Source organism: Armatimonadota bacterium, assembly GCA_031432545.1.
Lineage (GTDB): Bacteria > Sysuimicrobiota > Sysuimicrobiia > Sysuimicrobiales > Sysuimicrobiaceae > Caldifonticola > Caldifonticola tengchongensis.
The window spans coordinates 158,888-184,685 of sequence record JAVKGX010000004.1; the positions used below are offsets into that span (position 1 = coordinate 158,888).

The following is a 25,798-nucleotide window of genomic DNA, read 5'->3' on the forward strand; positions in this document are numbered from 1 at the left end:
GTAACGCGCACGAATGGCGCACATATGTGCGCCGCCTCGGTCCGCCTCGGTACCTGGTACCGGTTCCTGGTACCGGTTCCTGGTACCGGTTCCTGGTACCGGTTCCTGGTACTCGTTCCTGGTACTCGTTCCTGGTACAGCGGGCTAGATGACGCGCTCGCCGAGCCGGCCCACCGCGATCAGCACTCCGACGGCTACCACGGCCAGAAGCACGGCGAGCGTTGCCGCCATCTCCCATCGGCCGGCCTGGACCGCATCGTACAGCGCGATGGGCATGGTCTGAGTGCGTCCCGGGATATTGCCGGCGACCATCAACGTCGTGCCGAAGTCACCCAGCGCGCGGGCGAAGCCCAAGGACACGCCGGCCACGATTCCCCTTTGGGCCAGTGGGACGAGGACGTGCACGAACTGCTGGATCCGGCCCGCGCCGTCCATCCTGGCCGCCTCCAGGATCTCGGTGGGGACGTCCGCGAAGGCCGCGCGCACGGTCCGCACCACCAGAGGTAGCGACGGCACCGCCGCAGCCACCACAGCCCCCTGCCAGGTAAACACCAGCGACACGCCAAACGTCGCCTCCACCCACATCCCGAACCGGCTGCCGCGACCCAGCAGCACCAGGAGGTAGTACCCGAGCACGGTGGGGGGCAGGGTCAGCGGTAGCGACGTCAACGCCTCCACGATACCCCGACCCCGAAACCTGGACGTGGCCAGCAACCAAGCCAACCCCACCCCCGTCGCCGAGGCGATGAGCGTGGCGAGGGAAGCCACCTTGAGGGAAATCCACAGCGGCGCCGGATCCAGCTACGGCCCCTCCCCCGGCAGCACGAACCCGTACCGCCGCATGACCGGTCGCCCCTGAGGCCCGTTCACGAAGGACAGGAACGCACGTGCCTGGACCTGGCGCCGGGAGCGAGTCACCACACCCGCGGCTTGGCGGATGGGGTCATGCAGCGACGCCGGCACCAGCCAGTAGCGGCCCTGCCGAGACACCGCGGGTGCAATCGCCAGCGACAACGCCACCACTCCGACGTCGGCGTTTCCGGACTGCACGAGCTGCAAGGTGGCACTGATGTTGTCCCCGTAGACGAGTTTCGGTCGCACGCGCGCGTATACCCCGGCACGCACCAGCGCCTGACGCGCGGCCTCCCCGTACGGTGCATGCTGGGGATTGGCGATCGCTACGTACCGGACCCGAGGGTCCAACAAGACGTCCATCCCTCGCTCCACCGCCAGCTCGCTGGAACGGCGCACCCACACAACGACGCGCCCCACCGCATACAGCTGCACTGTATCCCGCAAAATGTGCCCGTGCTCGGCCAGATGTTGTACAAACGCCTCGTTGGCGGAGAAGAACACGTCGAACGGTGCCCCGTGCTCCACTTGGTGTGCGAGCTGGCCCGACGATCCGAAGGAGAACGTCACGGGCACCCCAGCGCGGGCGCGGAAGGAAGTTCCCAGCTCCTCGAAAGCGTACCGGAGGTCCGCCGCGGCGGCGATCAGCAACCCGGCTGGAGGCGGTGCTGCGGCGGCCGACTGGTAGACCACCAGCGCTGCGAGTAGGGTGGTGATGGCTCTGCTTACCACGCCTAAGTGGCCAGCCCGCGCACTACGCCGGCCGGTGCCGGATCGTAGCCCCCGATCGCCTTCAGCTCCTCCCGGAAGCGCCGGCCGGTGAACACGTCCATGAGGATTCTCACGGGTGCGGTGTCTGTCAGGTCTTGCGGGATCACTAGATCGTAGCGCTGCTCGGCCAGTGGCAGGAACTCCAACCCGTACAACAGTGCCACCGGCAACACCCCCGGTCCGGCGTCGGCCAGCCCACCTGTGATCGCTTCGGCCACCGCGAGGTGGCTGGACAGCTCGCGGCGGTACCCGTCCAGGCTTTCTGCTGGCACGCCGGCGCCGCCCAACCACTGATCCAAGACCAAACGGCTGCCCGAACCCGGATCACGGTTCACGACTCGCACACCCCGCTGCAACAGGTCCTCAGGCCCGCGAATCCGTATGCCGGGCCTCAACATCACCCCCTCCACCCACCGTGACACGGACACCACCACCGCCGGCTTGCGGCCCAGGGTGCGGCGGATCGTCTGCACACCTTCCGGATCCCCCGGTGGATGCAGGTGGGTTCCCGCCACGTGCACGAGCCCGTCCCGCAGAGCCCCCAGCGCCCGAACGCTGTTTGCCGGGATCCAGTGGGCGCGCACGCTTCCCGAGGACTCCGCAAGCGCCGCCGCGATCCGTAGGGCCGGATCGCATCCGCCCAGGAAGACGGTCTGTTCTGCGACCGCCGAACCGGAAAACAGATCCACCGTCGCCAGGCGGCCCGCACGGCCCGCCACCGCACCGTCCGAGGGCACGGGGGCCGATGAACCCCACAACGGCCACGCGACCAGCTGGGACCTGACCCGCCCCAGTCGGACCCGGTGCGCCGGCGCGTCTTCGGCCAGTCGCACCTTCACCGTGGAGGGAGCCGGGGTGGCGAACAGCTCCTCCACGGCACAACCCATGGCGCCGGCGAGACGCAGCGCCACCGCGGTGTTGGGGAGGTAGCGTCCGGACTCGATCGCAGATAGGGCCTGACGGGACAGACCGGCTAGGCGTGCCAGCTCCACCTGGGACAGCCCGCGGGACTCCCGCACCGCCCGCACGCGGTTCTGCAGCTCCGCCGGCACCCGCCGCCCCACGGGAGCAGGTTACGCTACGATAAACAGTGCTGTCAACGATTAGCGACACCCGGGCGATCGGTACCTGGAACGGGTACCTGGTACCGGTACCTGGTACCGGTTCCAGGTACCGCGGTGGGGGGTAGAGGCGGTCAGGGGTCGGTGGCCCCGCGATGGCCGCGCGGGTACAGACCGGGGATCGCGACTGGGAGGCGGCCACGGGGGAGGAGTTCTCCGGTCAGGACACGGGCGGCGGCGCGCAGGCTGGGGGCATCCGGCCCGTACGTGGCCAGGTATGTGCCGACTTCGGGGAAGCCAGCCAGTTCGTACGGGTTGCCGACACCCACGACGACCAGGCGCTCTCCGACCCGCGCCCACAGATCCCGCACGACTTCGGCATTGGAGACCGACCGCCACGAAAGGCTGGCCACCACCACGTTCGTCCACACGTCCGAGGCCAGGTGGTGCGGATCGGTCACCACTTCGACGTTCGGCCGCACCTGGAGCAACTCATGTCCCAGAGCCGTGGGTGAGCGATCCCACAGCTCGCCTCCCAGGTGCATGACCGCCGTACGCCCGGGACGCAGCGGCACTCGCCCCACCCGGTCCCGGAGCAGCGTCACCGCACGATCCGCCACGGATTGCGCGGCCGCGAAGTCCTCCGCGCGGATGTCCCACCTGCCTGGCGGGCCGGCGCAGGCTTCCTTGGCCCGCAGGATCCGCCGGGTGCTGGCGGCGATCTGTCCGGCGTCGAGGACACCCGCGGCCGCAGCCGACAGGGCGGAGCGGATCGAAGCCCACTGCTCGGCTTCCGTCCCGCACGCCATCACGACGTCGGCGCCCGCCCGCAGGGCCGCGACCGCGGCCTCCCCACGCGTCCACCGGTCGGCGACCGCCTTCATGCCCATCGCATCGGTGAAGACGACTCCGTCAAAGCCCATCCGTCCGCGCAGCAGGCCCGTGTGTCTGGGCCTGTCTGGGCCGGCCTGTCTGGGCCGACCGTCAAAGCCCATCCGTCCGCGCAGCAGGCCCGTGAGCACGCGCGCGGACAGCGTCGCCGGGAGGCCCGCATCGAGGGCCGGGTACAGGACATGCGCCGCCATCAGGCCTCGGGCTCCGGCTGTGAAGGCCGCCCGGAAGGGGGCCAGTTCCTCCCGTTCCAGCACCTCCAGCGGCTTGTCGACGACGGGCAGTTCCAGATGCGAATCGACCGCGACGTCGCCGTGACCCGGAAAGTGCTTGACGGTGCACAGCACGCCCCATGCCTGCAGTGCGCGCACGTAGGCGCTTCCCAGGCGCCCCACGACCTCCGGGTCGTCTCCGAACGCCCGGATCCCCACGATCGGGTTGTCGGGATTGACGTTGACGTCGAGGACGGGCGCATGGTTCACGTTGATCCCCAGCGCACGCAACGCGCGACCCGTCACGCTCCCCGCAATGGACGCCGCCTCCTCGTCACCCTCGGCGCCGATGGCCATCGCACTCGGGAAGACCGGGAAGTCGCGCCCGAAGCGGTTGACGATACCCCCTTCCTGATCCACCGAGATCCACAGCGAGGGCAGCCCGGCTTCGGAGGCGAGCGCCTGCAGATCGCGCGTCAGAGCCTGGACCTGTGCAACGGAGGCGATGTTGCCGGAGAACAGGATCACGCCGCCCACGCGCCCTTTACGGATGAGGCGCCGCAGTCCCGGGGTGATCTCCGTCCCTGGGAAGTCCACGACAAACCGTTGGCCCACCAGGTCGCGGATGTCTTCCATGTCGCAGAACTTGGCCGCCATCGGGCCGTTCCCTTGCGACGGGCCGGCGCGCCCTTCAATCGGTTGGGCGAGGGGGCACGACCGGGAATGGGGGGTTGAGCCGCCGACGACGGAGAACGAGCCCTACGTCTGCCCGGCGGCCAGCACGAGGGCCTCGAAGATCGCCTGCTGACAGACCTCGCGTTCCGCCATCCGCTCGGGGTGCCACTGGACGCCCAGCACGAACCTGTGGACCGCTGACTCGATCGCCTCGACCACGCCGTCGGAGGCGGACGCCGCCACGACGAGTCCGGGGGCCGGGCGCCCGACGGCCTGGTGATGGAACGTGTTGACGCCCACGCGGCCTGCACCGACGATCGCTGCGAGCCGCGTACCGGGGCTGATGCGCGCCCAGTGGCCGGGCGCGTGCGGCACGAGCGGCGGCGAGCGGCGGGCCTGGTCGTGCGCGCTGCGCTCGAGGCCGAGCAACTTCACGTCCTGGACCAGATCTCCACCCGCCGCCACGTTGAGGACCTGGACGCCGCGGCAGATCCCGAGCACCGGCAGGTCGCGCTCGAGCGCCATCCGGACGAGCGGCAGCTCCAGGGCGTCCCGAGCCGGGTCGACCGTCACGGGAACGTGCAGCGCAGGGGGTTCCAGGCGCATCTGGCCGTAGTGAGCGGGGTCGACGTCCGGCCCGCCGGTCAGCAGCAGACCCTGGAGTCCGCACAGCACCTCCCCCGCCCGCACCGCATCGGCGACCGTGATGCGACGAATGGACCCTCCGGCGGTTGCGACCGCGCGCTCGTAGTACACCTGTCTCCCTTCGTCGCCGCACCAGGTCACGCCAATTGTCACCCGCCTCATGCCCCGAAACGCTCCTCCAGCGCAGCGCGGAACGCGAACAGCCCGGGCTGACCGCCGGTGTGCCAGAAGACGACGGCGTCGTCGCGGGCGAACCGTCCTTGTCGGATCATGGCCATCAGGCCCGCCATGCCCTTGCCGGTGTACACGGGATCCAAGAGCACGCCCTCCGTACGCGCAACGAGGCGGATGGCCGCGATGCACTCGGGGGTGGGGATCGCATACCCAGGCCCGACGAACTCGTCGTGCACCACCACATCGTCTTCGTGGAGCCGGAAGTCCAGCCCCAGCCGCTCCGACATCTCCGCGACGATGCCGCGAATCCGGTGGGTGCAGACCTCGCGAGGAGGGCCGGCGCTGACGCCGATCACCCGCACGCCAGCGCGTGCCAACAGCGCTCCGGTCAGCAGGCCGGACTGCGTCCCACCGGACGAGGACGTGTGCACGACCGCGGCGGGACGAACCCCCATCTGGTTGCACTGCGCGGCGAACTCGCCGAACGCCGCCAGGTAGGCCGCGGCACCCAGCGCGTTCGATCCGCCGCGGGGGATCACGTACGGCCGGTGTCCGCGGCGTTGGTACTCGCGGGCGGTGTCCTCCAGCACGCCGTCCATCACGTAGTCCTCCTCGGCGTCCACGAACCGCAACTCGGCACCGAAGAGGTTGTCCAGGAGCACGTTGCCCTCGTAGGCCGGGGGCTGCGGGCCGCCCAGGACCAGGACCGCCGTCATGCCCAGACGTCGCGCCGCGGCGGCGGTCATACGGGCGTGATTGGATTGCACCGCCCCGACGGTGACCACGACGTCGCAGCCGCGTCGGTGCGCATCGGCCATGAGGAACTCAAGCTTGCGCGCCTTGTTCCCGCCTAGCGCCAGCCCAGTGAGATCGTCGCGCTTGATGAGGATCCGAGGGCCGCCCAGGTACTCCGACAGTCGGGGCGCTTCCTCCAGCGGGGTGGGCAGGTAGGCCAGGCGGACACGCGGCAGGTCTCCGATCAGCATCGATCCCTCGGCGTCGGTGATCGTCGCGGTTCGCTATCGGGCAGCTCGCACTGCAATGCCAACAGTGTAACCCCGGAATCAGCCCAGGACGAATTCGACCCGCTCACCCGGACGCCTCTGTGCCAGCCGGCCCAGATCTCTCTCGGCGACGACCGCCAGCACCGGGTAGCCGCCGGTGGTCGGCCCATCCGGCATGAGCACGATCGGCTGACCGTCCGGCGGCACCTGCACCGCACCCACCACCATGGCCTCCGAGAGGATCTCGCTCGGTCCTGTGTGCTCGACCGCCGGACCTTCCAGACGGTAGCCGCTGCGGTCGCTGTGCGCGCTGACCGCATAGCGGCCGCGGACGAACCTGTCCAGGGCATCCAGGGCGAACGCGTCGGGGTGCGGCCCGGGGAGGATCCGAATGGGCGCGTCGTGGGTCTGTTCCACATCGGCGGACGCGGGCCCCGGCGGGCCTGCCTGGACGCACAGGATGTCGCCCGTCCGCAGCGTCCTGCCCGACACGCCACCCAAGGCGGCTCGCACGAGCGTGCTGCGGCTGCCCAGCACCGGCGGCACGTCAATGCCGCCCTGTACGGCGACGTACACCCACATTCCCCTCCGCGGTGCCACAAAGCGCAGCACCTGCCCGGGCCGCAGGTCCAGTGCCCGTGCTGGCTCGATCGGCTTTCCGTCCACCTCCGCGGCGAAGTCCCCGCCGGCCACCGCGATCGTCGTGGCCTCAATCGCTTCGAGAATCGGGGCCGGCCACGTGCACTCCAAGGCCGCTGCGTCGAGTGGGTTCCCCACGGCGGCGTTCGCCCGTCCGAGAGACTCGCGGTCGATGGCACCCGACGTCGGAACGCCGTAGCGGCGGAGTCCCGGACGTCCGCCGTCCTGCACCGTGGTGTGCAAGCCACTGCGCAGGACGACCAGCGCCCGCCTGTCCCCTCGGGCTTCGGGACACCGGACGGGTTCCGGCTCGCGCCACACGCCGTGGGGGATCGGGACGAACCGGACCGTATCCCCCACGTCGAACAGCGCAGCAGGCTGGCGTCCGGGGTCGAACAGCACCTCCGGCGTCCGGCCCAGGATCCGCCAACCCCCGGGGGTCGACGCCGGGTAGATGCCGGTCTGCTTGCCGGCGACCCCCACCCCGCCGGCCGCAACCCGCAGCCGCGGTCGGGACAGGCGCGGCGCGGCGATCCGATCGGGCACGATGCCCATGTACGGGAAGCCCGGCGCGAACCCCAGCATGTAGACGCGATAGTCCACGCCGGCGTGCAGCCGCACGACCTCACCCTCCGAGATCCCGGCCCACCGGGCGACGTCCGCCAGATCGGGCCCGAACCCGCCACCGTAGGCGACGGGCACTTCGTGCGAACGCCCCTCCGGGAACTCGGCGGTGTCGGGATCCACCGCTGACAGAGCCCGGGCGATGGATGGCAATGAGGTGCTCGCGCGATCGAACAAGACCAGGAGGGAGGCGTAGGCGGGGACGGTTTCGATACCCGGTCCCATCCGCCGCACCGCCGCGTCCAAGGCGAGGATGCGACGGTGCACCGCCGGATCGATTACGGTCTCCAGCCGCACCAGCACGGCCGACTCCCCGAAGGGCAGGATGTGCATCGGGCGTCAGGTGTACCGCCGTGGCAGCCTCGGCGACAGCCGAGAGACGATCTCGTAGGGTATCGTCTCGCACAGCGCCGCCACCTCTTCTGCGGGTACGTGTGGACCGAGCAGTTCGACCTCGTCTCCCTCGGCAACGGGAAGGTCGCCGGCGTCCAGCATCAGGTAGTCCATGCACACCCGACCGGCATACCGCACGCGCCTGCCGCCGATCGCCGCGTGGCCTCGGTTGGACAACGCCCGGGGGATCCCGTCGGCGTATCCGATCGGCACGGTGACGATCGCGGTCTCGCGCAGCGCCCGATAGGTCGCGCCGTAGCTGATCGGCGTGCCGGCGGCCACCCGCTTCACCTGTACCGCCCGCGCCACGACCCGCAGCGCTGGCCGCAGGCCCGCCACCTCCACCCCGCACGACAGACCGTACAGTCCGATCCCCATCCGGACCATGTCCAGGTGCGCCTCGGGAAGAGTGAACAGAGCCGCGCTGTTGGCCGCGTGGCGCAGGATCCCGCGATGCCCGGCCTCCTCCAGCGCCGCAATCGCCTCCAGGAAACGCCCCAGCTGTTGGCGGGCATAGCCCGAATCGGTGTCCGCGGTCGCGAAGTGCGTGAAAACGCCCTCGAGGATCAAACCGGGCGTGGACGCGATATCGCCGGCGATCCGCACCGCATCCTCCGCCCGGAACCCCGCCCTGCCCATCCCGGTGTCGATCTCGAGGTGCAGCGCAACGGGCGTGGCGGGATTCGCCGCGCGCCGCGCGGCGACGAGCATCGCGTGGGAAAACACGGTGAACGAGATCCGGCTGCCGGCGCCACGCGCGATCTCCTCCGCGTCGGCGGGGCCGAACACCAACACGGGCGAGCGGATCCCCGCCGCACGCAGCGCCTCGGCCTCCGACGGCAGCGCGACGCCCAGCCACGCCGCGCCCGCCTCCAGAGCCGCCCGAGCCACCGGCGCCGCTCCGTGCCCGTACGCGTCCGCCTTCACGACGGCCATCAGGCGGGTGCTCGGTCCAAGAAAGGACCGGGCCGTGCCGACGTTGGTGCGGATCGCACCGAGGTCGACCTCAATCCACGCCGGCCGCATGCAGGTAGCGGTACGGTTCGGAGATCTCCCCCATGCGCACGCGCCGCATTGCGACGGGCAGGCGCTCTGCGACCTCGTGCGCCAGCAGACCGCGGTCTCCGATCTCTGCGGCGAGCAAGTCCCCCGCGGCGCCGTGCAGGTACGCACCGACCCAGGCGGCGTCGAATGGACCGAGGCCCTGGCCCACCAGCGCCGCGACAGCACCCGTCAGCACGTCGCCCATCCCGCCGGACGCCATCCCCGGGTTTCCGGTCGGGATGACCACGAGGCGCCCTTCCGGATCGGCCACAAGCGTGCGCGCGCCCTTGAGCAGAGTCACCGCGCCGGTCAGACGCGCGGTCGAGCGCGCGGATTCGATCCGGCCCCTCTGAATCTCCGAAGTGGCCACGCCCAGCAGGCGCCCGAGTTCTCCGGGGTGCGGCGTGATGACTACGGGCGCGCGGGCGCCGCGCAGTAGCGTATGCTGTCCCCGCAGCACGTTCAACGCGTCGGCGTCCAGGATCATCGGCCGGTCGCACGACCCGACCAACCCCCGCACGACGTCCTCGACGCCTTTGGCCGCAGACAGTCCAGGCCCGATCGCCACCACGTCGGCATCCTGGGCGAGTTCCAGGATGGGGTCCAACGCGGCCGCGTCCAGGGCGCCGTCGGCAGCCGGCAGACCGGCCGGCATGGCCTCTAGGACGTCCGCCGCGACGGCCCCGAAGATCGAATCGGGGACCGCCAGGCGGACCAGTCCCGCGCCGGCGCGCAGCGCGCCCAGCGCCGTCAGTTTTGGCGCCCCGGCGAACCGGGCGGAACCCGCGACCAACAGCACCCGCCCGTAGGTGCCCTTGTGGGTCTCGGGTGCGCGCGGGGGGAGGAACCTGCGGACCTGCGCGGCTGTCGCGATCTCCGCGGGGATGCGGCTGTCCATGACGACGTTGCGGGGAATGCCCAGATCGGCGACCACCACCTCCCCGCAGTGCGCGGCCCCCGGATAGACGGCCATCCCAAGCTTGGGCAGCCCCATGGTCACAGTGACCGTCGCGCGGACGCACGGACCTTCGATCCGTCCGGTGTCTGCGTCCAGTCCCGACGGGACGTCCACGGCGACCACGGGTGTGCCGCTGTCGTTGATGGCCTCGATGGCCCGCGCCGGAATCCCTACCGCCGGACCGCGGAATCCGGTGCCGAAGATGGCGTCGACGATCAGGTCGGCACCCGCAACCATTCCCCGCACAGCGGCATCGCTGGCACCGACGATGTTGTCGACCTCGGTGTGGCAAGCCCGCAGCGCCCGGAGGTTGGTAGCGCTGTCGCCGGTCAGGTCCTGGTCACGGGCAAGCAGGTAGGTACGCACCGCCGCCCCGGCGTTCACCATGTGCCGTGCGGCACACAGCCCGTCCCCGCCGTTGCTCCCCTTTCCGCAGACGACCACCACCCGGCGTCCCGACCTCGCCCTGAGCATCCGCAGGGCGGTCACGGCCGTGGCGCGGCCGGCGTGCTCCATCAGCACGACCGTCGGGAGCCCCGCCTCTTCCAGCGCGCGACGCTCGATCTCGCGGATCTGCTCCGTCGTTGGGAGCTTCAAGCCTCGCCCTCCGCCACCGCCATTGCGGTAGCGTACAACTCGCCGTGCGAGACGGAGACATGCAGTCGAACGACCCCGGCTCGCTTTGCCAGCTGTGCGGCCGCCCCGCTCAGTCGTGCAGCCGGGCGCCCGCCGTGCTCATTGGTGACTTCGATGTCGTGCCAGCCGATGCGCCCCCACCCCCAGCCCAGGGCCTTCATCACCGCCTCCTTGGCGGCGAAGCGCCCGGCCAGACGCCGTGCCCGCGCGCGTCCGGCCCCGGCGCCCTCCCACTCGGCTTCGGTGAACACGCGGCGCTGGAACGCCTCCCCCCAACGGTGCAGCGCCCGCTCCACTCGTGCCACTTCGACGATGTCCACTCCCACGCCCACGATGTGCAACGACCAACCTCCCGGCAGGCCGCCCCGCAATCCGAGCACGACCCGCGGCTGCCGCCGAGCCCGGCACGCCGCGCGCCTGCGACCCATCCCCGGCCGCTACTCCGCCTCTTCCACCAGCATCACGGGGATCCCATCCCGCACAGGATAGCGGCGGCCGCACAGCGTGCACACCAAGCGGTCGTCCTCCGAGCGCACGGGCGCCTTGCACACCGGGCAGGCCAGCAGCTCGATCAGTTCGGGATCCAGGGCCACGACAGCGTCTTCGGTTCCCCCCAAGGCGCATCCTCCCCGCCGGGGCGGCAGCCGCGGTGGGGGTCTGCAGCCCCCGCTCACTCCACCGTCACGCTCTTGGCGAGGTTGCGGGGCTGGTCGATGTCGTGCCCCCGCTCGCGCGCCACGTAGTAGGCCAACAGCTGCAGGGGGACGATCGACAGCACCGGGCTCAGCAGGTCGTCGGTGCGCGGGATCCGCAGCACGTCGTCGGCGTACTTGGCAATCTGGGTGTCGTCGTCGTAGGCAACCGCGATCACGTGCGCGCCGCGCGCCTTCACCTCCTGCAGCCCGGAGATCGTCTTCTCGTATACGTGCCGCTGGGTCAGGACGATCACGACAGGTGTGCCGTGGGTGACCAGCGCGAGGGTTCCGTGCTTGAGCTCGCCCGCGGGCATCGCCTCCGAGTGGACGTAGGAGATCTCTTTCAGCTTCAGGGAACCCTCCATCGCGACCGCGTAGTCCAGCCCGCGGCCGATGAAGTAGACGTCGTCACGCTCGACCAGGCGCCGCGCGAGACCTTCCACCGCCCCAGATGTGTTGAGGGCCTCCTGGACCTTCTGAGGCAGGAGCTTCAGCTCACGCACCAACGCACGGGCCCTGTAGGCGTCCACGCTGCCGCGCTCCCTCCCCACATACAGGGCCAGCAGCACCTGCCCGACGAGCATGGTCAGGTAGGCCTTCGTCGACGCGACGGCGATCTCGGGACCGGCCCGCGTGTATAGGATGTCGTGGGCTTCCCGGCTGAGCGTGCTTCCGACGACATTGGTGATCGCCAGCAGCCGCGATCCCCGGTCGCGACACAGGCGGGCCGCCGCCAACGTGTCGGCGGTCTCCCCCGACTGGCTGATCGCGACGGTCAGGGTATCCGGCCCCACAAGGGGATCCCGGTAGCGCAGTTCGTGCGCGTAGTCGACCTCCACGGGCAGGCGCAGCAACGTCTCAAACAGCGCCCGGCCAACGAGTCCAGCGTGGTAGGCGGTGCCGCACGCCGTGATCCAGATCTTGTCCAGGCGCGCCGCCAAACCCGGCGGAAACCGGACGTCCTCCAGCTCGACAGCGTCTTCGCGGTCCAGACGCCCCATCATCGTCTCCTGGAGAGCCCGCGGCTGCTCAAAGATCTCCTTGAGCATGAAGTGCGGGTATCCGCCGCGCTCGGCCTCCTCCGCATTCCAGGTGACGTACATGCGCGCGCGCTCCACCGGCGTCCCGTCCAGCCGGTGGACGGTTGCGCCCTCGCGCGTGATCACGACCATCTCACCGTCTTCCACGACCAGGACGTCCCGCGTGTGCGGCAGGAGTGCGGGGATGTCAGACGCCAGCAGCATCTCTCCCCGCCCGAACCCGATGACGAGCGGGCTGATCATGCGCACCGCCACGATGCGACCGGGTTCGTCGGCACACATCGCGACCAGCGCGTACGCGCCGGTGGCCCGCCGCACCGCCCGCCGCGTCGCCTCGGCGATGTCGCCGCGGTACTCCTCCTCAATCAGGTGCGCCAGCACCTCGGTGTCCGTGTCCGACCGGAAGGCGTGTCCCCGTGCGCCGAGTTCCTCGCGCAGCGCGAGGAAGTTCTCGATGATGCCGTTGTGGATCACCACGAACCGGCCCGATTCGTCGGTGTGCGGGTGCGCGTTGGCGTCGGTGGGCTGGCCGTGGGTCGCCCACCGCGTGTGTCCGATCCCGACCGTGCCGGCCACCGGGTTGGCGTCCACCAGCTCGGCCAGGCGGGCGAGCTTGCCCGCCGCTTTGCGCACCTCGATTGCGCCGTTGTGGGCGATGGCGATCCCGGCCGAGTCGTAGCCTCGGTACTCCAGGCGGCGCAACCCGTCCAGGAGGATGGCTGCCGCGTCCTTGTCTCCGATGTAGCCCATGATGCCGCACATGGTCCGACCTCCGCATATTTGGGCGGCAAGCCGCCGGCTCTGTGTCATCCGCCCGGGCTGTCTGCTACGTGCCGGACACGGTCGCCGGTTCGCGCGTGACCACGAACTCCTGCTCAAGCCTCTCCAGCCGCGCGACGATGCCGCCGTACTCGAGCTCCGACATCGGCAGCATCGCGGGCCCGAAGAACCCCTGGCGCCGCATCTCGACCGCCTTTTCTGCCACACGCTGGCGGACCGGCTGCCAGACGGGGTCTGCGAACAGGTCCACCGGCTCGGTGAGGCGTCCTTCGTGCACGGAGAAGCCCAGCGCGGAGACCATCGGGCAGCAGAAGAACGTGCTGGCCGGTGTGTTGACCGGCACCGGCATCAGCGGGAGGTTGTGGCTGCCCCGGGTGTCACCCGCCACGAACTGGCCGATGGCGAACGGCGGCCCGAACTCCTCGGTGGCTGGGAAGATCTTCTGCACGCGCACCACTGCCACCGGGTCGTCCTTGCCGACGTACCGACCCGCGATGTTGCGCAGACGCGTCGTCGAGACCGCCGCCGCTTGCTCACCGGGATGCTTGCGCGACCAGATGGACTCAATCACGAACCGGTGCGTGTCGCGCAGCAACGCCGCGATGTCGTATAGCCGCTCCGGGGCGTCCAACACGATCGTCCGGTCACCTTCGGTGTGATCGACGTCCATGATCCGGAACCGGAAACCGGCGTGCAGGTCCACCGACAGTAGCAGCCCCGAGGAGTACATCGGGTCGGCGAAGGCCAGGTACAGCGGGAGATTGAACGCGCCGGGCTCGGTCTTGTCGGCCGCCAGCACCATCACGGCCTCGTTGGGCCGCTCGTCGAACTCGATCTCCGCGGATGCAGGTCCCAGCCCCCGCACGTTGCCGCTGAACGCATCCTTGAGCAGATCCTGGCCCGCGCCATATAGCCCCTGCCCCTTAGCCACCTCCGTGCCCCGGCGGAACGCCTCCCACGCCAGCGCGTGGACATCGGGTGAGTCCGTCCCCCGTGTGTGCGTCATGATGAGGCAGATGTCGTCCCCCGTGTGGCACACGAAACTGTCGATCAGCAGGCCCGCGCCGGCCTCACGGACGTATGACGTCACGCTGTCCAGGACCGCACGGCTGGGCTGGGTGTGACCGCCGACGCTGCCGATGTCGGCCTTGATCACGCTGATAGTCGTCCGCATGCGAAATCCCTCCTTCCACGAGGTTTCGGGCTCGCGCACACAACGCGAAGGAGATCCTTCCTCCGCGGGAAAGCCGGTTGTGGGTTTGGCGGCACACCGGCGCGAGGTGGGAGGCATCGCGCCGCTCCGAGTCGTCGGACGCCGCAGGCGCCCGATCCAGCGCTGACTGGGAAGCCCTTTGTCCCGGGGTCGCCCCCGCGGCTTTGTCGGCTTCCTTTTCAAACCAGATGGCGTTCTGGAGGCCCGTCAGCAGGGCCTGGGGTCACCCGCCGAATAGGAGGAACGACCCTCCCATCGAGATCCCCCGCCTCGTCGCCCGGCACTCACCGTCCGGCCCTGGGTCGTCTACCACCCACCGCCGGGCACGGTGCCGGGCCTGGCGCTTTCGCCAGATCTCCCCCGAACCACCTCCCCACCGAAACTCCTCGGCCCATTATACACCCCGCCCGGTCGGGCCGGCGCGACGCCGATGCAACCTCCGCAAGACCCATGCAGCGGCCACCACGCCCATCCCGTTGGCCAGCAGGTCTGCGACCTCAGGCGTCCGACCGGGCGAAAACATCTGCAGACACTCGATCGACGCGCCGTAGCACCAGGCGCCCACGGCCGCTCGGCGCACACCGACGCCCGAGCACACCAGCAGGTACGTGAGCACCGCATAGGCCAGCGCGTGTCCCGCCACGCCGGCCGTCCGCGAGAGCGCACCGATCGCGTCCTGAGGCAGCAGCGACACCACCGCGACCAGTACCATCCAGACGGCGGACGCCGCGCGCCACATCCTGCTGCGCGCCGCGACGTCGTGGGCCGGCGGCGCAGACCCCCTCACGGGCGCGCCGGCCCGACCGCCGAAGCGATCTGCTCCGCCAGGTCGGATGCCAGGCGCCGAGCGGTGTCTTCGTCCTCGTGCTCGACCATGACCCGGACCACGGGCTCGGTGCCCGAGGGCCGTACGAGCAGCCGGCCGCGCCCTTCGATCGCCCGCTCGGTCTGCGCGATCGCCTCGCGCACGCGCGCGTCGGCCATGGCTGTGTCCTTCGATCCCACGCGCACGTTGACGAGCACCTGCGGGTACCGTCGGACGTTTTCTACCAGCCGGCTGAGGGGGAGTCCGGTCTGGACGACCACGTTGAGGAGTTGCACGGCGGTCATCAGGCCGTCGCCGGTGAGCAGCCCCTCGGTCCAGGCCGAGGAGTCCTCCGCTTCCACCTCACCCCGCACCAGTGGCGTCCGGGGAGGGGTGTGAGACGTGAGTGGCGGATCGGTCTCCGGGAGGATCGGCCGCCCGTGGACGGGGAGGCGGCGGAAGATGATGTGTCCGCTCTGCTCACCGCCCAGCACCGCCCCGGTCTGCAGCATCCGCTCCAGCACGTAGCGGTCCCCCACCGGCGCGCGGTCCACCTCGATCCCGTCCTCGCGCAGCGCGCGCTCCACGCCCAGGTTCGTCATCACCGTGGCCACGATGCGGCGGGGCTGCAGCACGCCCTGACGCGCCAGGTGCCGCGCACAGACCGTCATGATGAGATCGCCGTCGACGACCGCACCGTTTTCGTCCACGGCGATGACGCGGTCGGCGTCGCCGTCGTGCGTGAAGCCGATGTCCGCCCCGTGTACGCGAACCGCGGAGGCGACCACCTCCGGAGAGGTGGACCCGCATCCGACGTTGATGCGCGTCCCGTGGGGGTCGTCGTTGAGGGCGATCACCTCGGATCCTAAGAGGGTCCACAGCTGTGGGGCAACCCGGTAGGCGGCCCCGAAACCGCAGTCCACGACGACGCGCAGCCCGTCCGCGCGCCGCGCGTGGGAGACCAGATACCGCAGGTAGCGCTCTTCCGCGTCGACCAGGTCGGTCGCCACGCCCACGTCCGTCCCCACGGGCCGCGGTCCGTCCTCACCGATCGCGCGCTCGATCTCGTCCTCCACGGCGTCCGGCAGTTTCTGGCCGGTGCGTCCGAGGAACTTGATGCCGTTGTCCTCCACGGGGTTGTGGGACGCAGACACGACTACACCGGCGTCCGCGCCTACAGCCCGCACCAGGTAGGCGACCGCCGGCGTGGGCATGATCCCGACGCGCACGACGCGGGCGCCGACGGAGCACAGGGCCGCCACCAGAGCCGCCTCGAGCATGGGTCCCGACACGCGCGTGTCGCGACCGACGACGAACGTCCCCCCTCGGGCCAGGACCGTCCCCGCCGCACGTCCGACTGCGAACGCCATCTCCGGCGTCAGCGTCTCGTTGGCCACTCCGCGAATCCCGTCCGTGCCGAACAACCGCCCCACCCCGCTCACCTCCGTCGCAGGCGGACGGCGACCTCGGCCGGTTCCACGCGCGCGAGCAGGATGCCCTCCGGAAGTCTCACGCGCACGGGGACCCGCACGCGCTCGCCGCTGCGGCCGCTGAGGTCTGCGACCGCTGCGATCTGTCCAGCGTCCAACCGCTCTACCGCTTCCTTGGGCCCCACGACGGTGACGCGCACGGTCGGGCTTTCCGGCACGGCTTCGAGGCCAGCAGCCAGGCCCTCGATGCGCAACGGCACCGACTCGAGCAGGCGGGACACCGGCGCTGGCAGCACCGCGAGCCGCACCGTCACCGCGCGCAGCCCCTCGGCGCGCACCCCATCGGGCAGGACAAGGTCCACCATGCGCCGAACCTCCCCGTCCACGCGGCTGATGTCCACCGGTTCGGTCGTCGCCGACGTGAGGCCGACGACCACCTCCTGCGGCCCCACGACCGTGACGACAGCGGGTTCCGCCTGCACGAGCGCCAACGAAAGGCCTGCCTGCGGCTGGCCGGTGATGGTCGGGACTACCGGCAGCGTTCGCGTCAGCAACCCCTCGCTGACGGGCAGGGTGACCTGCACCGTCTGCGGCCGCACCGACAGACCCCCCACCTCCGCCCCTCCGGCGTCCAGCACCCGCACGCGCAGGTTCTCGATCACCGTATTGCGCACCACGCTGACGTCGATGACCACCACGGCCCGCTCCGACTGCTGCACCAGCGAACGGGGTCCCTGCACGAAGACGCGGGCCGGCTGGGCGACCGGTTGACCTGGGATGACGCCCACGGGCGGGCTGCCCCGCATCACCACTTCTACGGGCAACTCGCGTCCGACGACCGTGTCCACCACGACGAGTGCCTGTTCGGGTCGCACCGCGCCGATCTGGATGCCGGGGGGAACTTCGACGCGGACGGGCACGCGGTACTCTCCCGGCTGCAGCGCCACGTCGGCCAGGTTGACGGACGCCGCGATGCCCACCGGCGTCAGCGCCGCAACGGCGGAGCGGGGCCCGCGGACCCGGACTTCCACGCGTTCCGGCGCCTGCACGACCACCAGGTCGGCGCTGAGACCGCGGACCCGCAACTCCGCCGCCAGCCAGCGTTCGACCTCCGGGTTCTGAGCCGCGCCGACGAAGTACCACATGGCCACGGCGACGGCCACCGAGATGACGATGTAGGCGTTGCGCTCACGCCGGCGCATCTGTCATGCGGTCCGCCGCCATGGCCATAAAGCGGTCTGTTGCGCCGGGGGGCTGGCGAACAGCCGGAACAGTTCGGCCTTCAGTTCCTCCTCGCTGAGGCCCCGGGTGAGGGAACCGTCGCGGGCCAGCGAGATCGTCCCCGTCTCCTCGGAAACGACGACGGCCACCGCGTCCGTGCCCTCGGTGATGCCGACCGCCGCGCGGTGCCGGGTCCCCAGCGCACGGCTGAGCAGCGGGCTCTCGCTCAGCGGCAGGAGGCATCCGGCGGCCACCACGCGGTTCCCGCGGATGATCACCGCGCCGTCGTGCAGCGGCGTGTTCGGGAAGAAGATGTTGATCAGCAGCGGGACGGTGACCGCTGCGTCCATCCGCACGCCGGTCTCTGCGAAGTCGCCCAGCCCCGTCCGCCGCTCGAGTACGATCAGAGCACCGATGCGCCGCTGCGAGAGCACCCGGGCCGCGCGCGCGACGTCGTTGACCAGACGCAGCGCCGCCTCGCGGTCGAGCTGGATGCCCGGCCACAGGAAGCGGCCGCGCCCGATCTGTTCGAGGATGCGCCGCATCTCAGGCTGGAACAGCACGAGCAGCGCCACGGGGATGATCGAGCCGAGATAACCGAGGATCGCCTGCAGCGTGTACAGGCGGAGGGCGCTGGCGGCCGCGTACACCAAGAACAGCACCGCCATCCCCTGCACGAGCTGGACCGCACGGGTGCCGCGGATCAGCACCATTACCTGGTAGACGACGAACGCCACGATGGCGATGTCAAGCAGGTCGGCGATGCGCAGCTCGATCGGCAAAGTCATGGCCGGCTCACGCCATCACCAGCGCCAGCAGCGCCTTCTGCGCGTGCAGTCGGTTCTCCGCCTGGTCCAGGACTACGGACCGGGGCCCGTCCAGGACCTCGTCGGTGATCTCCTCGCCCCGATGGGCCGGCAGGCAGTGCAGCACGATCGCCTGGGGATCGGCTGCGGCCAACAGCTGGGCGTTGACCTGGAAGGGTGCGAAGACCCGCGCGCGTTCTTCTCGCTCGGCCTCCCGGCCCATGCTCGTCCAGACGTCCGTGTACACGGCCTGCGCGCCCCGGACCGCGTCGGCCGGACGGTTCGTGAGTCGGATGGCTCCTCCGCTGCGCTCCGCCTGGGCCTGCGCCGAGGCCACCACCTGGGGATGCGGCTCGTAGCCAGGTGGGGTGGCCACGTTCACCGACAGACCCACCTTCGCGGCGGCCAGCAACAGGGAGTGGCAGACGTTGTTGCCGTCGCCGACCCAGGCGACGGTGCGGCCGGCAAAACCCTCCAGCTTCTCGTGGATCGTCTGCAGGTCCGCCAACACCTGGCACGGGTGCTCGTGGTCCGACAGGCCGTTGATGACCGGTACGTCCGCACCGTCGGCGAGTTCGACGACGGTGCGGTGGGCGAACGTCCGCGCCACGATGGCGTCGACCCACCGGCTGAGGTTGGCCGCCACGTCACGCACGCTCTCCCGCAACCCCAGCTGGACGTCTTGGGGGGCGAGGTAGACCGCGCTTCCGCCCAGCTGCCGCATGCTCACTTCGAAGGTGACACGGGTCCGCAACGAGGGTTTTTCGAACAGCATCGCCAGCGTCTTGCCGCGCAGCGTCTCGTGCGGGCGGCCGCTGCGCAGGTGTCGCTTCATCTCCGCGGCGAGGGCCAGGGTCTCGCGGATCTCTTCGCCCGACAGGTCGTCGATCGAGATCAGGTCACGGCCGCGCAGCGTCCTTCCCATCTCCTACCCTACCTTCCGCGCAACCCTGCCTCTCGCGCTCACCGCCGGTCCGGTCCGGTCGACGCGCGGAACCGGTTGCCCACACGGTCCCACCACGCTGTCACGATCTGGCGGAGTTGGTCCGCACGATCGGCGAGCTCATACGTCACGCGCACGACGGGTTTGTCCAGGCGGGTCAGCACACGCCGCAGGTCAGCGGGCGTGCCGATCACCACGACGTCCGCGTCGCTGCGGTGGATCGTCTCCTCCAGCTCGCGGACCTGCTGCTCGCCGTACCCCATCGCCGGCACGACGTCGGCTAGGTGCGGGTAGGCATCGTACGTCGCGCGGATCGTACCAACCGCGAAAGGCCGCGGGTCGACGATCTGGGCGCCGTGCTCCCTTGCCGCGACCGTACCGGCCCCGTAGCCCATCTCCCCGTGCGTGACCGTCGGCCCGTCTTCAATCACCAAAGCCCGTCGGCCGCGCAGCGCCTGGGGGTCGTCGACGGCGATCACGAGGTCCGATTCCACGACCTGCGCCCGCGGGTTGAGTTCCCGCACGTTGCGCCGCACCGTCTCGACCTCGGTGGGAGATGCGCTGGACACCTTGTTGATGACGATGACGTCCGCGGTCCGGACGTTCGCCTCGCCCGGGTGGTATCGGACCTCGTGCCCCGCCCGCAGCGGGTCGCAGACGACGACGTGCAGGTCGGGAGAGAAGAACGGCAAGTCGTTGTTCCCGCCCTCCCACACGATCACGTCCCCATCCTGTTCGGCGGCGGCGAGGACCAACTCGTAGTCCACTCCCGCGAACACCGTCTGCCCCCGCCGGATGTGGGGCTCGTACTCTTCCCGTTCTTCGATCGTGGTCTGGTGAGCGTCCAGGTCTTCCAACGATGCGAACCTCTGCACGACCTGGCGGCGCAGGTCGCCGTAGGGCATCGGGTGGCGCACGACCGCGACCCGAACCTCAAGGTCCTTGAGCAGGCCCGCCACGTACCCCGTCAGCGGACTCTTGCCCGCTCCCGTCCGCACCGCCCCGATGCTGAGCACCGGCCGGTCGCTTTGCAGCATCGTGTCGCGCGGACCCAGCAGCCGGAAGCCCGCCCCCGCGGCCAGTGCCCGGGAGGCCAGGTGCATCACGTGTTCGTGCGAGACGTCGCTGTAGGCGAACACGACCTCGTCCACGGCATGCGAGCGGACCAGTTCCTCCAGCCGAGATTCCGGCTCGATCGGAATGCCCTTTGGGTGGTGGGGGCCGCTCAGTTCCGGCGGGTACCGACGCCCCTCGATCTGGGGAATCTGGGACGCGGTGAACGCCACGACCTCGTATTGGGGACGCTGGCGGTAGTAGACGTTGAAGTTGTGGAAGTCGCGCCCTGCGGCGCCGAGGATGATCACACGGGTGCGCGTCACACGGCCTCCTGTGGAGGAACGTCGCCGTCGTGCATCTTCTGCGGGTGTCAGAGCGAGTCCTGTATGGCGACCGCAAAAGCGCCCGGCGCGGCGACAGGATGCGACCCGTCGGAGGCTAGGGCAGGACTCTGCGGGCTCCGATGTACGTACGGCGGTAGAAGGGGTCGTCCAGGGAGGAGATCACGACGCCGCGTCCGGCCGACGAGCCGTGCACGAACTGTCCGTCGCCGATGAAGATCCCCACGTGACCTGCGCCAGTACCGTCGGTGTTGAAGAACACGAGGTCGCCCGGGGCGAGGCCGGCGGCGGCGACGGGGGTTCCTGTTTTCCACTGTTCGTACGACGTCCGCGGCAGCCGCGCCCGCCCGGCGAACGCCAGCACCACCAGCCCCGAGCAGTCGACCCCGCTCCGGTCCGCCCCGCCCCACCGGTACGGGGTGCCCAACATGGCCAGGGCGTTTCGGACCACCGCTTGTCGGTCGGGGGAGAGACCGGCGGGCACCGTCGGGCGCTGCGCCGTTCGGCCCTCGGGGCCGGGAGGCGGCTGGGCGGCTGGCAGTTGCGCCACCGCACGCAGCTGCGCTGCCACGACCCAACCGCGCCGGCCGTCCCCGAGCGCCACGCGGAACCATCCCACGGACAGCTCGACAACTTCCAGGGAGCTTCCCGCACTGGGTTCGGCCACGACGGCGGCCCCGGACGTAGGATGCTCACGCACCTGCACCGGCCGAAAGACGGTCACCGTCTTGCCGATCGGCCCGTCTCGGAACCAGTCTGTGCGGGCGTCCGCGGACAGAGCGGGCGCCTGGCCGGCAGGGATCCTCAACAGCTGCCCGACCGTGATCCGATCGTCGGACAGCCCGTTGGCCTCCTGGATGGACGTCACGGTCACGCCGTAGCGCAGCGCGATCCTATACAGGTTCTCTCCGGCCTGCACCACGTGCACCCGCTCCCCCGCGGCGGTCGATGGCGCAGCCTGCACCGGTGCTCGCTCGTCCTGCCTTGAATCCGGGATCAGCAGTCGCGTGCCGATCCTGACCCGCGTCGGGTCGGTGATCCGGTTGAGACGCATCAACTCCGCCACGTCGACCCCGTAGGCGATTGCGATGCGGTAGAGGGTCTCGCCCGGCTGCACCACGTGATAGCGCGCAGCTAGGACCTGCTCGGGCAGGCCGACCACCACGGCGACGGCAACCGCCCAGCACAGCAAACCTGCGGCGATGCGGGTCCGAAGCATAGCAACTCAGAGGGATCGGCCGGCCCGGCGAACCCTCCATGGGGGCAAGAAGGGAGCAAGAAGCGGGCCAAGCAGCCCGCGGCACGGCACGACGATACCGGGTCGGCCTTCCGAGCCGTCGTCCCGGGACGGTCCTTCCTTACCTTACCGCTTGGAGTACTGGAACGCCTTGCGGGCCCGCTTGCGGCCGTACTTCTTGCGCTCCTTGGCGCGCGGGTCTCGCGTAAGCAGGCCGTGCTTGCGGAGTTGGGGACGCAGTCCCTCGTCCACCTTCAGTAGGGCGCGGGCGACGCCGTGGCGCACCGCGTCGGCCTGTCCGGTTACCCCGCCCCCGCGGACGTTGACCAGCACGTCGAACCGACCCTCGTTGTTGGTGACCGCCAGAGGCTCGATGATTCGAATGCGCCGGGCAGCGGTCGGAAAGTAGACCTCGAACGGCTTTCCGTTGACCTCGATCTTGCCGGACCCCGGGCGCAGGATGACGCGCGCAACTGCCTCCTTGCGGCGTCCCGTCCCGTGGGGCAGAGTCAGCGTCGCCATGGCGCCTCCCTACAGTTCCAGCGGCTTCGGCCGCTGTGCGTGGTGCCGGTGGTCCGCGCCCCGGTAGACCTTCAGCTTCCGCAGCATGGCGCGGCCGAGCGGGTTCTTGGGCAGCATCCGCTCCACCGCCTCGCGTACGACGTACTCGGGTTTGCTGCGCAACAGCTGTCCCGCCGATGTCGCCCGCAGCCCGCCCGGATAGCCGCTGTGTCGGTAGTAGATCTTGCTTTCGGCCTTCCGGCCGGTCAGCCGCACTTTGGCCGCGTTGACGACGATGACGAAGTCGCCGCCGTCCACGTGCGGCGTGAAGGTCGGCTTGTGCTTGCCCCGCAGGATCGCAGCCACACGGCTGGCGAGCCGCCCGAGCACCTTGCCATCGGCGTCGACGACGAACCAGTCGCGCTTGACGTCTGCGGGCTTCTGCTGAAACGTCTTCACCGCCTCCCCCGGATCTCTGCCCGAGCCACCCCCGGATCAGGCAAACCAACGTGCAGGATACTATGCGCCTGCACGGGTGTCAAACGCGCGGGCCACAGCGCGTTCGCCTTCAGCCGCCCAGTGCGATCTCGGAGTCGTCTCCGAGGTTCACCCGCGTGGGGCGCCCCTCCAGGTACGCGCCCTCCCCGATCAGCGACCCGTCCAGCACCACGTTCTCCACAGTGGCGTTGCGGTTGACGATCGAGTTGCGGACCACCGAACGGACGATGCGCGCCCCGTCGGCGACCGAGACGTGGGGACCGATCACCGACTCCTCGATGACGGCGGTAGGCGCGATCGCCACCGGGGGGCGGACGACGCCGCCGGGGATGTCCTGGAGCGTGGGGTTCAAGACGTCCAGCAACGCCCGGTTGGCTTCCAGCAGCGCCTCAGCGGTCCCGCAATCGTACCACTCCTCCACGGGAAACGTTCGGACGGGCTCGCCGGAGTCCACATAGAACTGCAGGGCATCCGCCAGCCAGTACTCGCCGCGCACCCGGTGGTCCTCGTCCACCAGCCGCTCCAGGCACCGGCGCAACAGAGCCCCGTTGCGCAGGAAGTAGACGCCCGTGATCGCGAGATGGGTGGAAGGATGCTCGGGCTTCTCGATGAGCCGGCGCACGAAGCCATCTCGGTCGAGTTCCACGATCCCCATCCGCCGCGGGTCGGCCACCTCCCGGACACCGATCAGCGAGACGTCGCTGCGCAGCACCGGTGCGAAGTCGCCGCGGAAGATCGTGTCGCCCAGCATGATCAGCACCGGTTCGGCCCGAAGGAACTCGCGCGCGACGTAGATGGCGTGCCCGTTGCCCAGCGGCTGCTCCTGCCGGACGAAGTGGACGCGGATCCGATAGTTCTCGCGGACGTACGCTTCGACCTTCTCGCCGAGGTGGCCCACGACCAACACGACTTCTTCGACCCCGATGGAGGTCAACTCGTCCAGGATGTGCCCCAGGATCGGCTGGCCGGCCACCGGCATGAGTGCCTTGGGGACTGTGTAGGTGTGCGGCCGCAGCCGCGTACCGAAACCCGCCACCGGCACGATCGCGCGCAACGCTTCCCCCGTGACTGACGTCACAGACATCGGCATCATAATGCCGGCATACAGTCGCCGCAACGGTAGAGTGTGCAGGTAGAGTGTGATGGGAGACCGGGCGGTCAGTAGGCCCCCCTGCCGAAGGGCACTGCCCACAGCGTGCGGGCCAGGATGTACAGGTCCAGCCACACCGACCAGTTGCGGACGTAGTAGGTATCGAGGGCGACGCGCTCCGCGTAGGACGTGTCGCTTCGGCCCGAAACCTGCCACAGCCCGGTCATACCCGGTGTGACCTTCGCGTACAGCGTAAACCTCTCACCGTACCGCTTGACCTCCTCCTGCACGATCGGCCGTGGACCCACAAGGCTCATCTCACCCCGCAGCACATTCCACACCTGCGGCAGTTCGTCCAAACTGGTCCGGCGCAAAAAACGGCCGATCCTCGTAAGCCTGGGATCGTCGCGCAGCTTGTGGTCGTGTTCCCACTCGGCCCGCATCTTCGGATCCCCGGCGAGGAGGCGCTCGAGGACCCGGTCGGCGTCCTGGACCATGGTGCGGAATTTCCAGACCCGGATCCGGTGGCCTCCCCGCCCAACCCGGTCCTGCGCGTAGAACGCAGGCCCCGGCGAGTCCATCCGGATCAGCACCGCGAGCAAGGCCACCAGTGGCAGCAACACCGGAGCCGAAGCGACGATCAGAACCAGGTCCAGCAACCGCTTCAGACGGCGCGGCCAGGGCAACAACAGCGTCTGGCGAACCTCCAACCCCAGCGTGCCTCCCAGGTCGCGCGGCGTCACCCACAGGCTCGACATGCCGAACAGGTCCGGGATCACGAGCAGGTGGTGGAAGGTGTGACCGTACTGTTCGATGATGTGTACGAGCCGGTCCCTCGCCACGCCCGGCATCGCCAGGATCGCGTACGTAATCCCCATGTCTCGGGCCAGCACGGGAGCGAGGTCCAGCCCGCCGGCGACCGGGACGTCAATCATGCGTCCGTGTTTGTCCGGGTCGTCGTCGAGCAGCGCGACGGGCCTGAGCCCGATGCCGGGTTGCCGGCGCAGTGTCTCGGTGACCAGCCGACCGGTCTCACCAGCACCCAGCGCCAACACCGGATACCCCCACCACCGGCTCCGGCAGAAGACGTGCCGCACCGCGGCCCTCCCCACCGGGACTAGGACCAGCGCGAGCAGCCAAGCGACGAGGAACACCGCCCGGGAGTACACCTCAGCGCCGCGGACGACAAACGTAGCCGCGCCGGCCACTAGGTGGACCAGGCTGACGGACGCACTCGTCCGGCGCAGTTCCTCAACCGGGTTCGTGCCGAAGCCCGGGTACAGTCCCTGCAGCCCGTTGGCGAGCACCAGCAGCACAGTCCCAGGCCACAGCTGCCAGTAGAGCTCCGGCGACAGGACGCCACCGGCCAGGAGTCGGCCCTGCACCGCTAGCCACCAGGCCACCGTCAGAGCGGCCGCGTCCGAAGCCGCGAGCAGCAAGGACGCGAGCCCCGGCCTCGCCGACGTCACCACCACCGGCAGCTCGAAACCGCGGATCCCCTTCTGCTCGCGCATGCTCGTGGCCTGGGGGTTACGTGCCCTCACTCCACCCTGGCCCGGCCTC

Annotated in this window: 24 protein-coding genes; all 24 read right to left on the bottom strand. The window is 70.0% G+C overall.

Annotated features, from left to right (window positions below; all coding sequences use genetic code 11):
- Nucleotides 1–144: 144 nt before the first annotated feature.
- On the bottom strand, nt 145–801 hold the full coding sequence (gene modB, locus QN163_06365) for a molybdate ABC transporter permease subunit (GenBank protein ID MDR5683630.1): 657 nt from the start codon (nt 799–801) through the stop codon (nt 145–147).
- On the bottom strand, nt 802–1,584 hold the full coding sequence (gene modA / locus QN163_06370; protein MDR5683631.1) for a molybdate ABC transporter substrate-binding protein: 783 nt from the start codon (nt 1,582–1,584) through the stop codon (nt 802–804).
- A gap of 2 nt (nt 1,585–1,586) precedes the next feature.
- Nucleotides 1,587–2,675 carry a substrate-binding domain-containing protein gene (locus QN163_06375; protein MDR5683632.1) on the bottom strand — a complete coding sequence of 363 codons (1,089 nt, stop codon included), beginning with the start codon at nt 2,673–2,675 and terminating at the stop codon, nt 1,587–1,589.
- A 143-nt stretch (nt 2,676–2,818) separates the two neighbouring features.
- Nucleotides 2,819–4,444: a glycoside hydrolase family 3 N-terminal domain-containing protein gene (locus QN163_06380; protein ID MDR5683633.1), complete on the bottom strand. Its 1,626-nt coding sequence runs from the start codon at nt 4,442–4,444 to the stop codon at nt 2,819–2,821.
- A gap of 102 nt (nt 4,445–4,546) precedes the next feature.
- A complete protein-coding gene (locus QN163_06385; protein MDR5683634.1) occupies nt 4,547–5,269 on the bottom strand; it encodes a gamma-glutamyl-gamma-aminobutyrate hydrolase family protein in 723 nt (240 codons plus the stop codon).
- Nucleotides 5,266–6,267 (bottom strand): D-cysteine desulfhydrase family protein, encoded by a 1,002-nt coding sequence (locus QN163_06390; protein MDR5683635.1) that lies wholly within the window; start codon nt 6,265–6,267, stop codon nt 5,266–5,268. Before QN163_06390 ends, QN163_06385 begins: the two co-directional genes overlap by 4 nt.
- 78 nt (nt 6,268–6,345) lie before the next feature.
- Nucleotides 6,346–7,881 (bottom strand): 5-oxoprolinase subunit PxpB, encoded by a 1,536-nt coding sequence (gene pxpB, locus QN163_06395; GenBank protein ID MDR5683636.1) that lies wholly within the window; start codon nt 7,879–7,881, stop codon nt 6,346–6,348.
- Nucleotides 7,882–7,887: 6 nt separating this feature from the next.
- Complete coding sequence (alr, locus tag QN163_06400) at nt 7,888–8,967, bottom strand: alanine racemase (GenBank protein MDR5683637.1); 1,080 nt, start codon at nt 8,965–8,967, stop codon at nt 7,888–7,890.
- Complete coding sequence (locus QN163_06405; GenBank protein ID MDR5683638.1) at nt 8,948–10,540, bottom strand: NAD(P)H-hydrate dehydratase; 1,593 nt, start codon at nt 10,538–10,540, stop codon at nt 8,948–8,950. The genes alr and QN163_06405 overlap by 20 nt, the downstream gene beginning before the upstream one ends.
- Nucleotides 10,537–10,911, bottom strand: a complete 375-nt coding sequence (gene acpS, locus QN163_06410; GenBank protein ID MDR5683639.1) for a holo-ACP synthase — start codon at nt 10,909–10,911, stop codon at nt 10,537–10,539. The genes QN163_06405 and acpS overlap by 4 nt, the downstream gene beginning before the upstream one ends.
- Before the next feature lie 105 nt (nt 10,912–11,016).
- A complete protein-coding gene (locus tag QN163_06415) occupies nt 11,017–11,172 on the bottom strand; it encodes a Trm112 family protein (GenBank protein ID MDR5683640.1) in 156 nt (51 codons plus the stop codon).
- A 77-nt stretch (nt 11,173–11,249) separates the two neighbouring features.
- Nucleotides 11,250–13,076 (bottom strand): glutamine--fructose-6-phosphate transaminase (isomerizing), encoded by a 1,827-nt coding sequence (gene glmS, locus QN163_06420; protein ID MDR5683641.1) that lies wholly within the window; start codon nt 13,074–13,076, stop codon nt 11,250–11,252.
- A 64-nt stretch (nt 13,077–13,140) separates the two neighbouring features.
- Complete coding sequence (fbp, locus tag QN163_06425) at nt 13,141–14,268, bottom strand: fructose-1,6-bisphosphate aldolase/phosphatase (GenBank protein MDR5683642.1); 1,128 nt, start codon at nt 14,266–14,268, stop codon at nt 13,141–13,143.
- 433 nt (nt 14,269–14,701) lie between these two features.
- Nucleotides 14,702–15,094 carry a VanZ family protein gene (locus tag QN163_06430; protein MDR5683643.1) on the bottom strand — a complete coding sequence of 131 codons (393 nt, stop codon included), beginning with the start codon at nt 15,092–15,094 and terminating at the stop codon, nt 14,702–14,704.
- On the bottom strand, nt 15,091–16,545 hold the full coding sequence (locus QN163_06435) for a phosphoglucosamine mutase (GenBank protein ID MDR5683644.1): 1,455 nt from the start codon (nt 16,543–16,545) through the stop codon (nt 15,091–15,093). Before QN163_06435 ends, QN163_06430 begins: the two co-directional genes overlap by 4 nt.
- 5 nt (nt 16,546–16,550) lie before the next feature.
- Nucleotides 16,551–17,744 (bottom strand): CdaR family protein, encoded by a 1,194-nt coding sequence (locus tag QN163_06440; protein ID MDR5683645.1) that lies wholly within the window; start codon nt 17,742–17,744, stop codon nt 16,551–16,553.
- 3 nt (nt 17,745–17,747) lie between these two features.
- On the bottom strand, nt 17,748–18,551 hold the full coding sequence (cdaA, locus tag QN163_06445) for a diadenylate cyclase CdaA (protein ID MDR5683646.1): 804 nt from the start codon (nt 18,549–18,551) through the stop codon (nt 17,748–17,750).
- Between the two features lie 7 nt (nt 18,552–18,558).
- Nucleotides 18,559–19,494, bottom strand: coding sequence for an ornithine carbamoyltransferase (gene argF, locus QN163_06450; GenBank protein ID MDR5683647.1), 936 nt, complete (start codon nt 19,492–19,494; stop codon nt 18,559–18,561).
- Between the two features lie 38 nt (nt 19,495–19,532).
- Entirely contained in the window at nt 19,533–20,891 is a 1,359-nt protein-coding gene (locus tag QN163_06455) for a cyclic 2,3-diphosphoglycerate synthase (GenBank protein ID MDR5683648.1), read from the bottom strand.
- A 115-nt stretch (nt 20,892–21,006) separates the two neighbouring features.
- Nucleotides 21,007–22,128, bottom strand: a complete 1,122-nt coding sequence (locus QN163_06460; GenBank protein MDR5683649.1) for a LysM peptidoglycan-binding domain-containing protein — start codon at nt 22,126–22,128, stop codon at nt 21,007–21,009.
- Between the two features lie 144 nt (nt 22,129–22,272).
- Nucleotides 22,273–22,668, bottom strand: a complete 396-nt coding sequence (gene rpsI, locus QN163_06465) for a 30S ribosomal protein S9 (protein MDR5683650.1) — start codon at nt 22,666–22,668, stop codon at nt 22,273–22,275.
- 9 nt (nt 22,669–22,677) lie between these two features.
- The gene (gene rplM, locus QN163_06470; GenBank protein MDR5683651.1) at nt 22,678–23,106 is read right to left on the bottom strand and encodes a 50S ribosomal protein L13; all 429 of its coding nucleotides are present in this window, start codon (nt 23,104–23,106) and stop codon (nt 22,678–22,680) included.
- Nucleotides 23,107–23,215: 109 nt separating this feature from the next.
- Nucleotides 23,216–24,229 carry a sugar phosphate nucleotidyltransferase gene (locus QN163_06475; protein MDR5683652.1) on the bottom strand — a complete coding sequence of 338 codons (1,014 nt, stop codon included), beginning with the start codon at nt 24,227–24,229 and terminating at the stop codon, nt 23,216–23,218.
- 74 nt (nt 24,230–24,303) lie between these two features.
- Nucleotides 24,304–25,749, bottom strand: a complete 1,446-nt coding sequence (gene wbaP / locus QN163_06480) for an undecaprenyl-phosphate galactose phosphotransferase WbaP (GenBank protein MDR5683653.1) — start codon at nt 25,747–25,749, stop codon at nt 24,304–24,306.
- Nucleotides 25,750–25,798 lie beyond the last annotated feature (49 nt).

Coding starts and splice junctions, on each gene's coding strand:
- alr (MDR5683637.1), bottom strand. CDS start 8,967: ATGCGGCCGGCGTGGATTGAGGTCGACCTCGGTGCGATCCGCACCAAC.
- pxpB (MDR5683636.1), bottom strand. CDS start 7,881: ATGCACATCCTGCCCTTCGGGGAGTCGGCCGTGCTGGTGCGGCTGGAG.
- fbp (MDR5683642.1), bottom strand. CDS start 14,268: ATGCGGACGACTATCAGCGTGATCAAGGCCGACATCGGCAGCGTCGGC.
- QN163_06475 (MDR5683652.1), bottom strand. CDS start 24,229: ATGTCTGTGACGTCAGTCACGGGGGAAGCGTTGCGCGCGATCGTGCCG.
- argF (MDR5683647.1), bottom strand. CDS start 19,494: ATGGGAAGGACGCTGCGCGGCCGTGACCTGATCTCGATCGACGACCTG.
- cdaA (MDR5683646.1), bottom strand. CDS start 18,551: ATGACTTTGCCGATCGAGCTGCGCATCGCCGACCTGCTTGACATCGCC.
- rpsI (MDR5683650.1), bottom strand. CDS start 22,668: ATGGCGACGCTGACTCTGCCCCACGGGACGGGACGCCGCAAGGAGGCA.
- QN163_06440 (MDR5683645.1), bottom strand. CDS start 17,744: ATGCGCCGGCGTGAGCGCAACGCCTACATCGTCATCTCGGTGGCCGTC.
- QN163_06385 (MDR5683634.1), bottom strand. CDS start 5,269: ATGAGGCGGGTGACAATTGGCGTGACCTGGTGCGGCGACGAAGGGAGA.
- QN163_06380 (MDR5683633.1), bottom strand. CDS start 4,444: ATGGCGGCCAAGTTCTGCGACATGGAAGACATCCGCGACCTGGTGGGC.
- glmS (MDR5683641.1), bottom strand. CDS start 13,076: ATGTGCGGCATCATGGGCTACATCGGAGACAAGGACGCGGCAGCCATC.
- wbaP (MDR5683653.1), bottom strand. CDS start 25,749: ATGCGCGAGCAGAAGGGGATCCGCGGTTTCGAGCTGCCGGTGGTGGTG.
- QN163_06460 (MDR5683649.1), bottom strand. CDS start 22,128: ATGCTTCGGACCCGCATCGCCGCAGGTTTGCTGTGCTGGGCGGTTGCC.
- QN163_06390 (MDR5683635.1), bottom strand. CDS start 6,267: ATGCTGATCGGAGACCTGCCGCGTGTCCGCCTGGCCTACCTGCCCACC.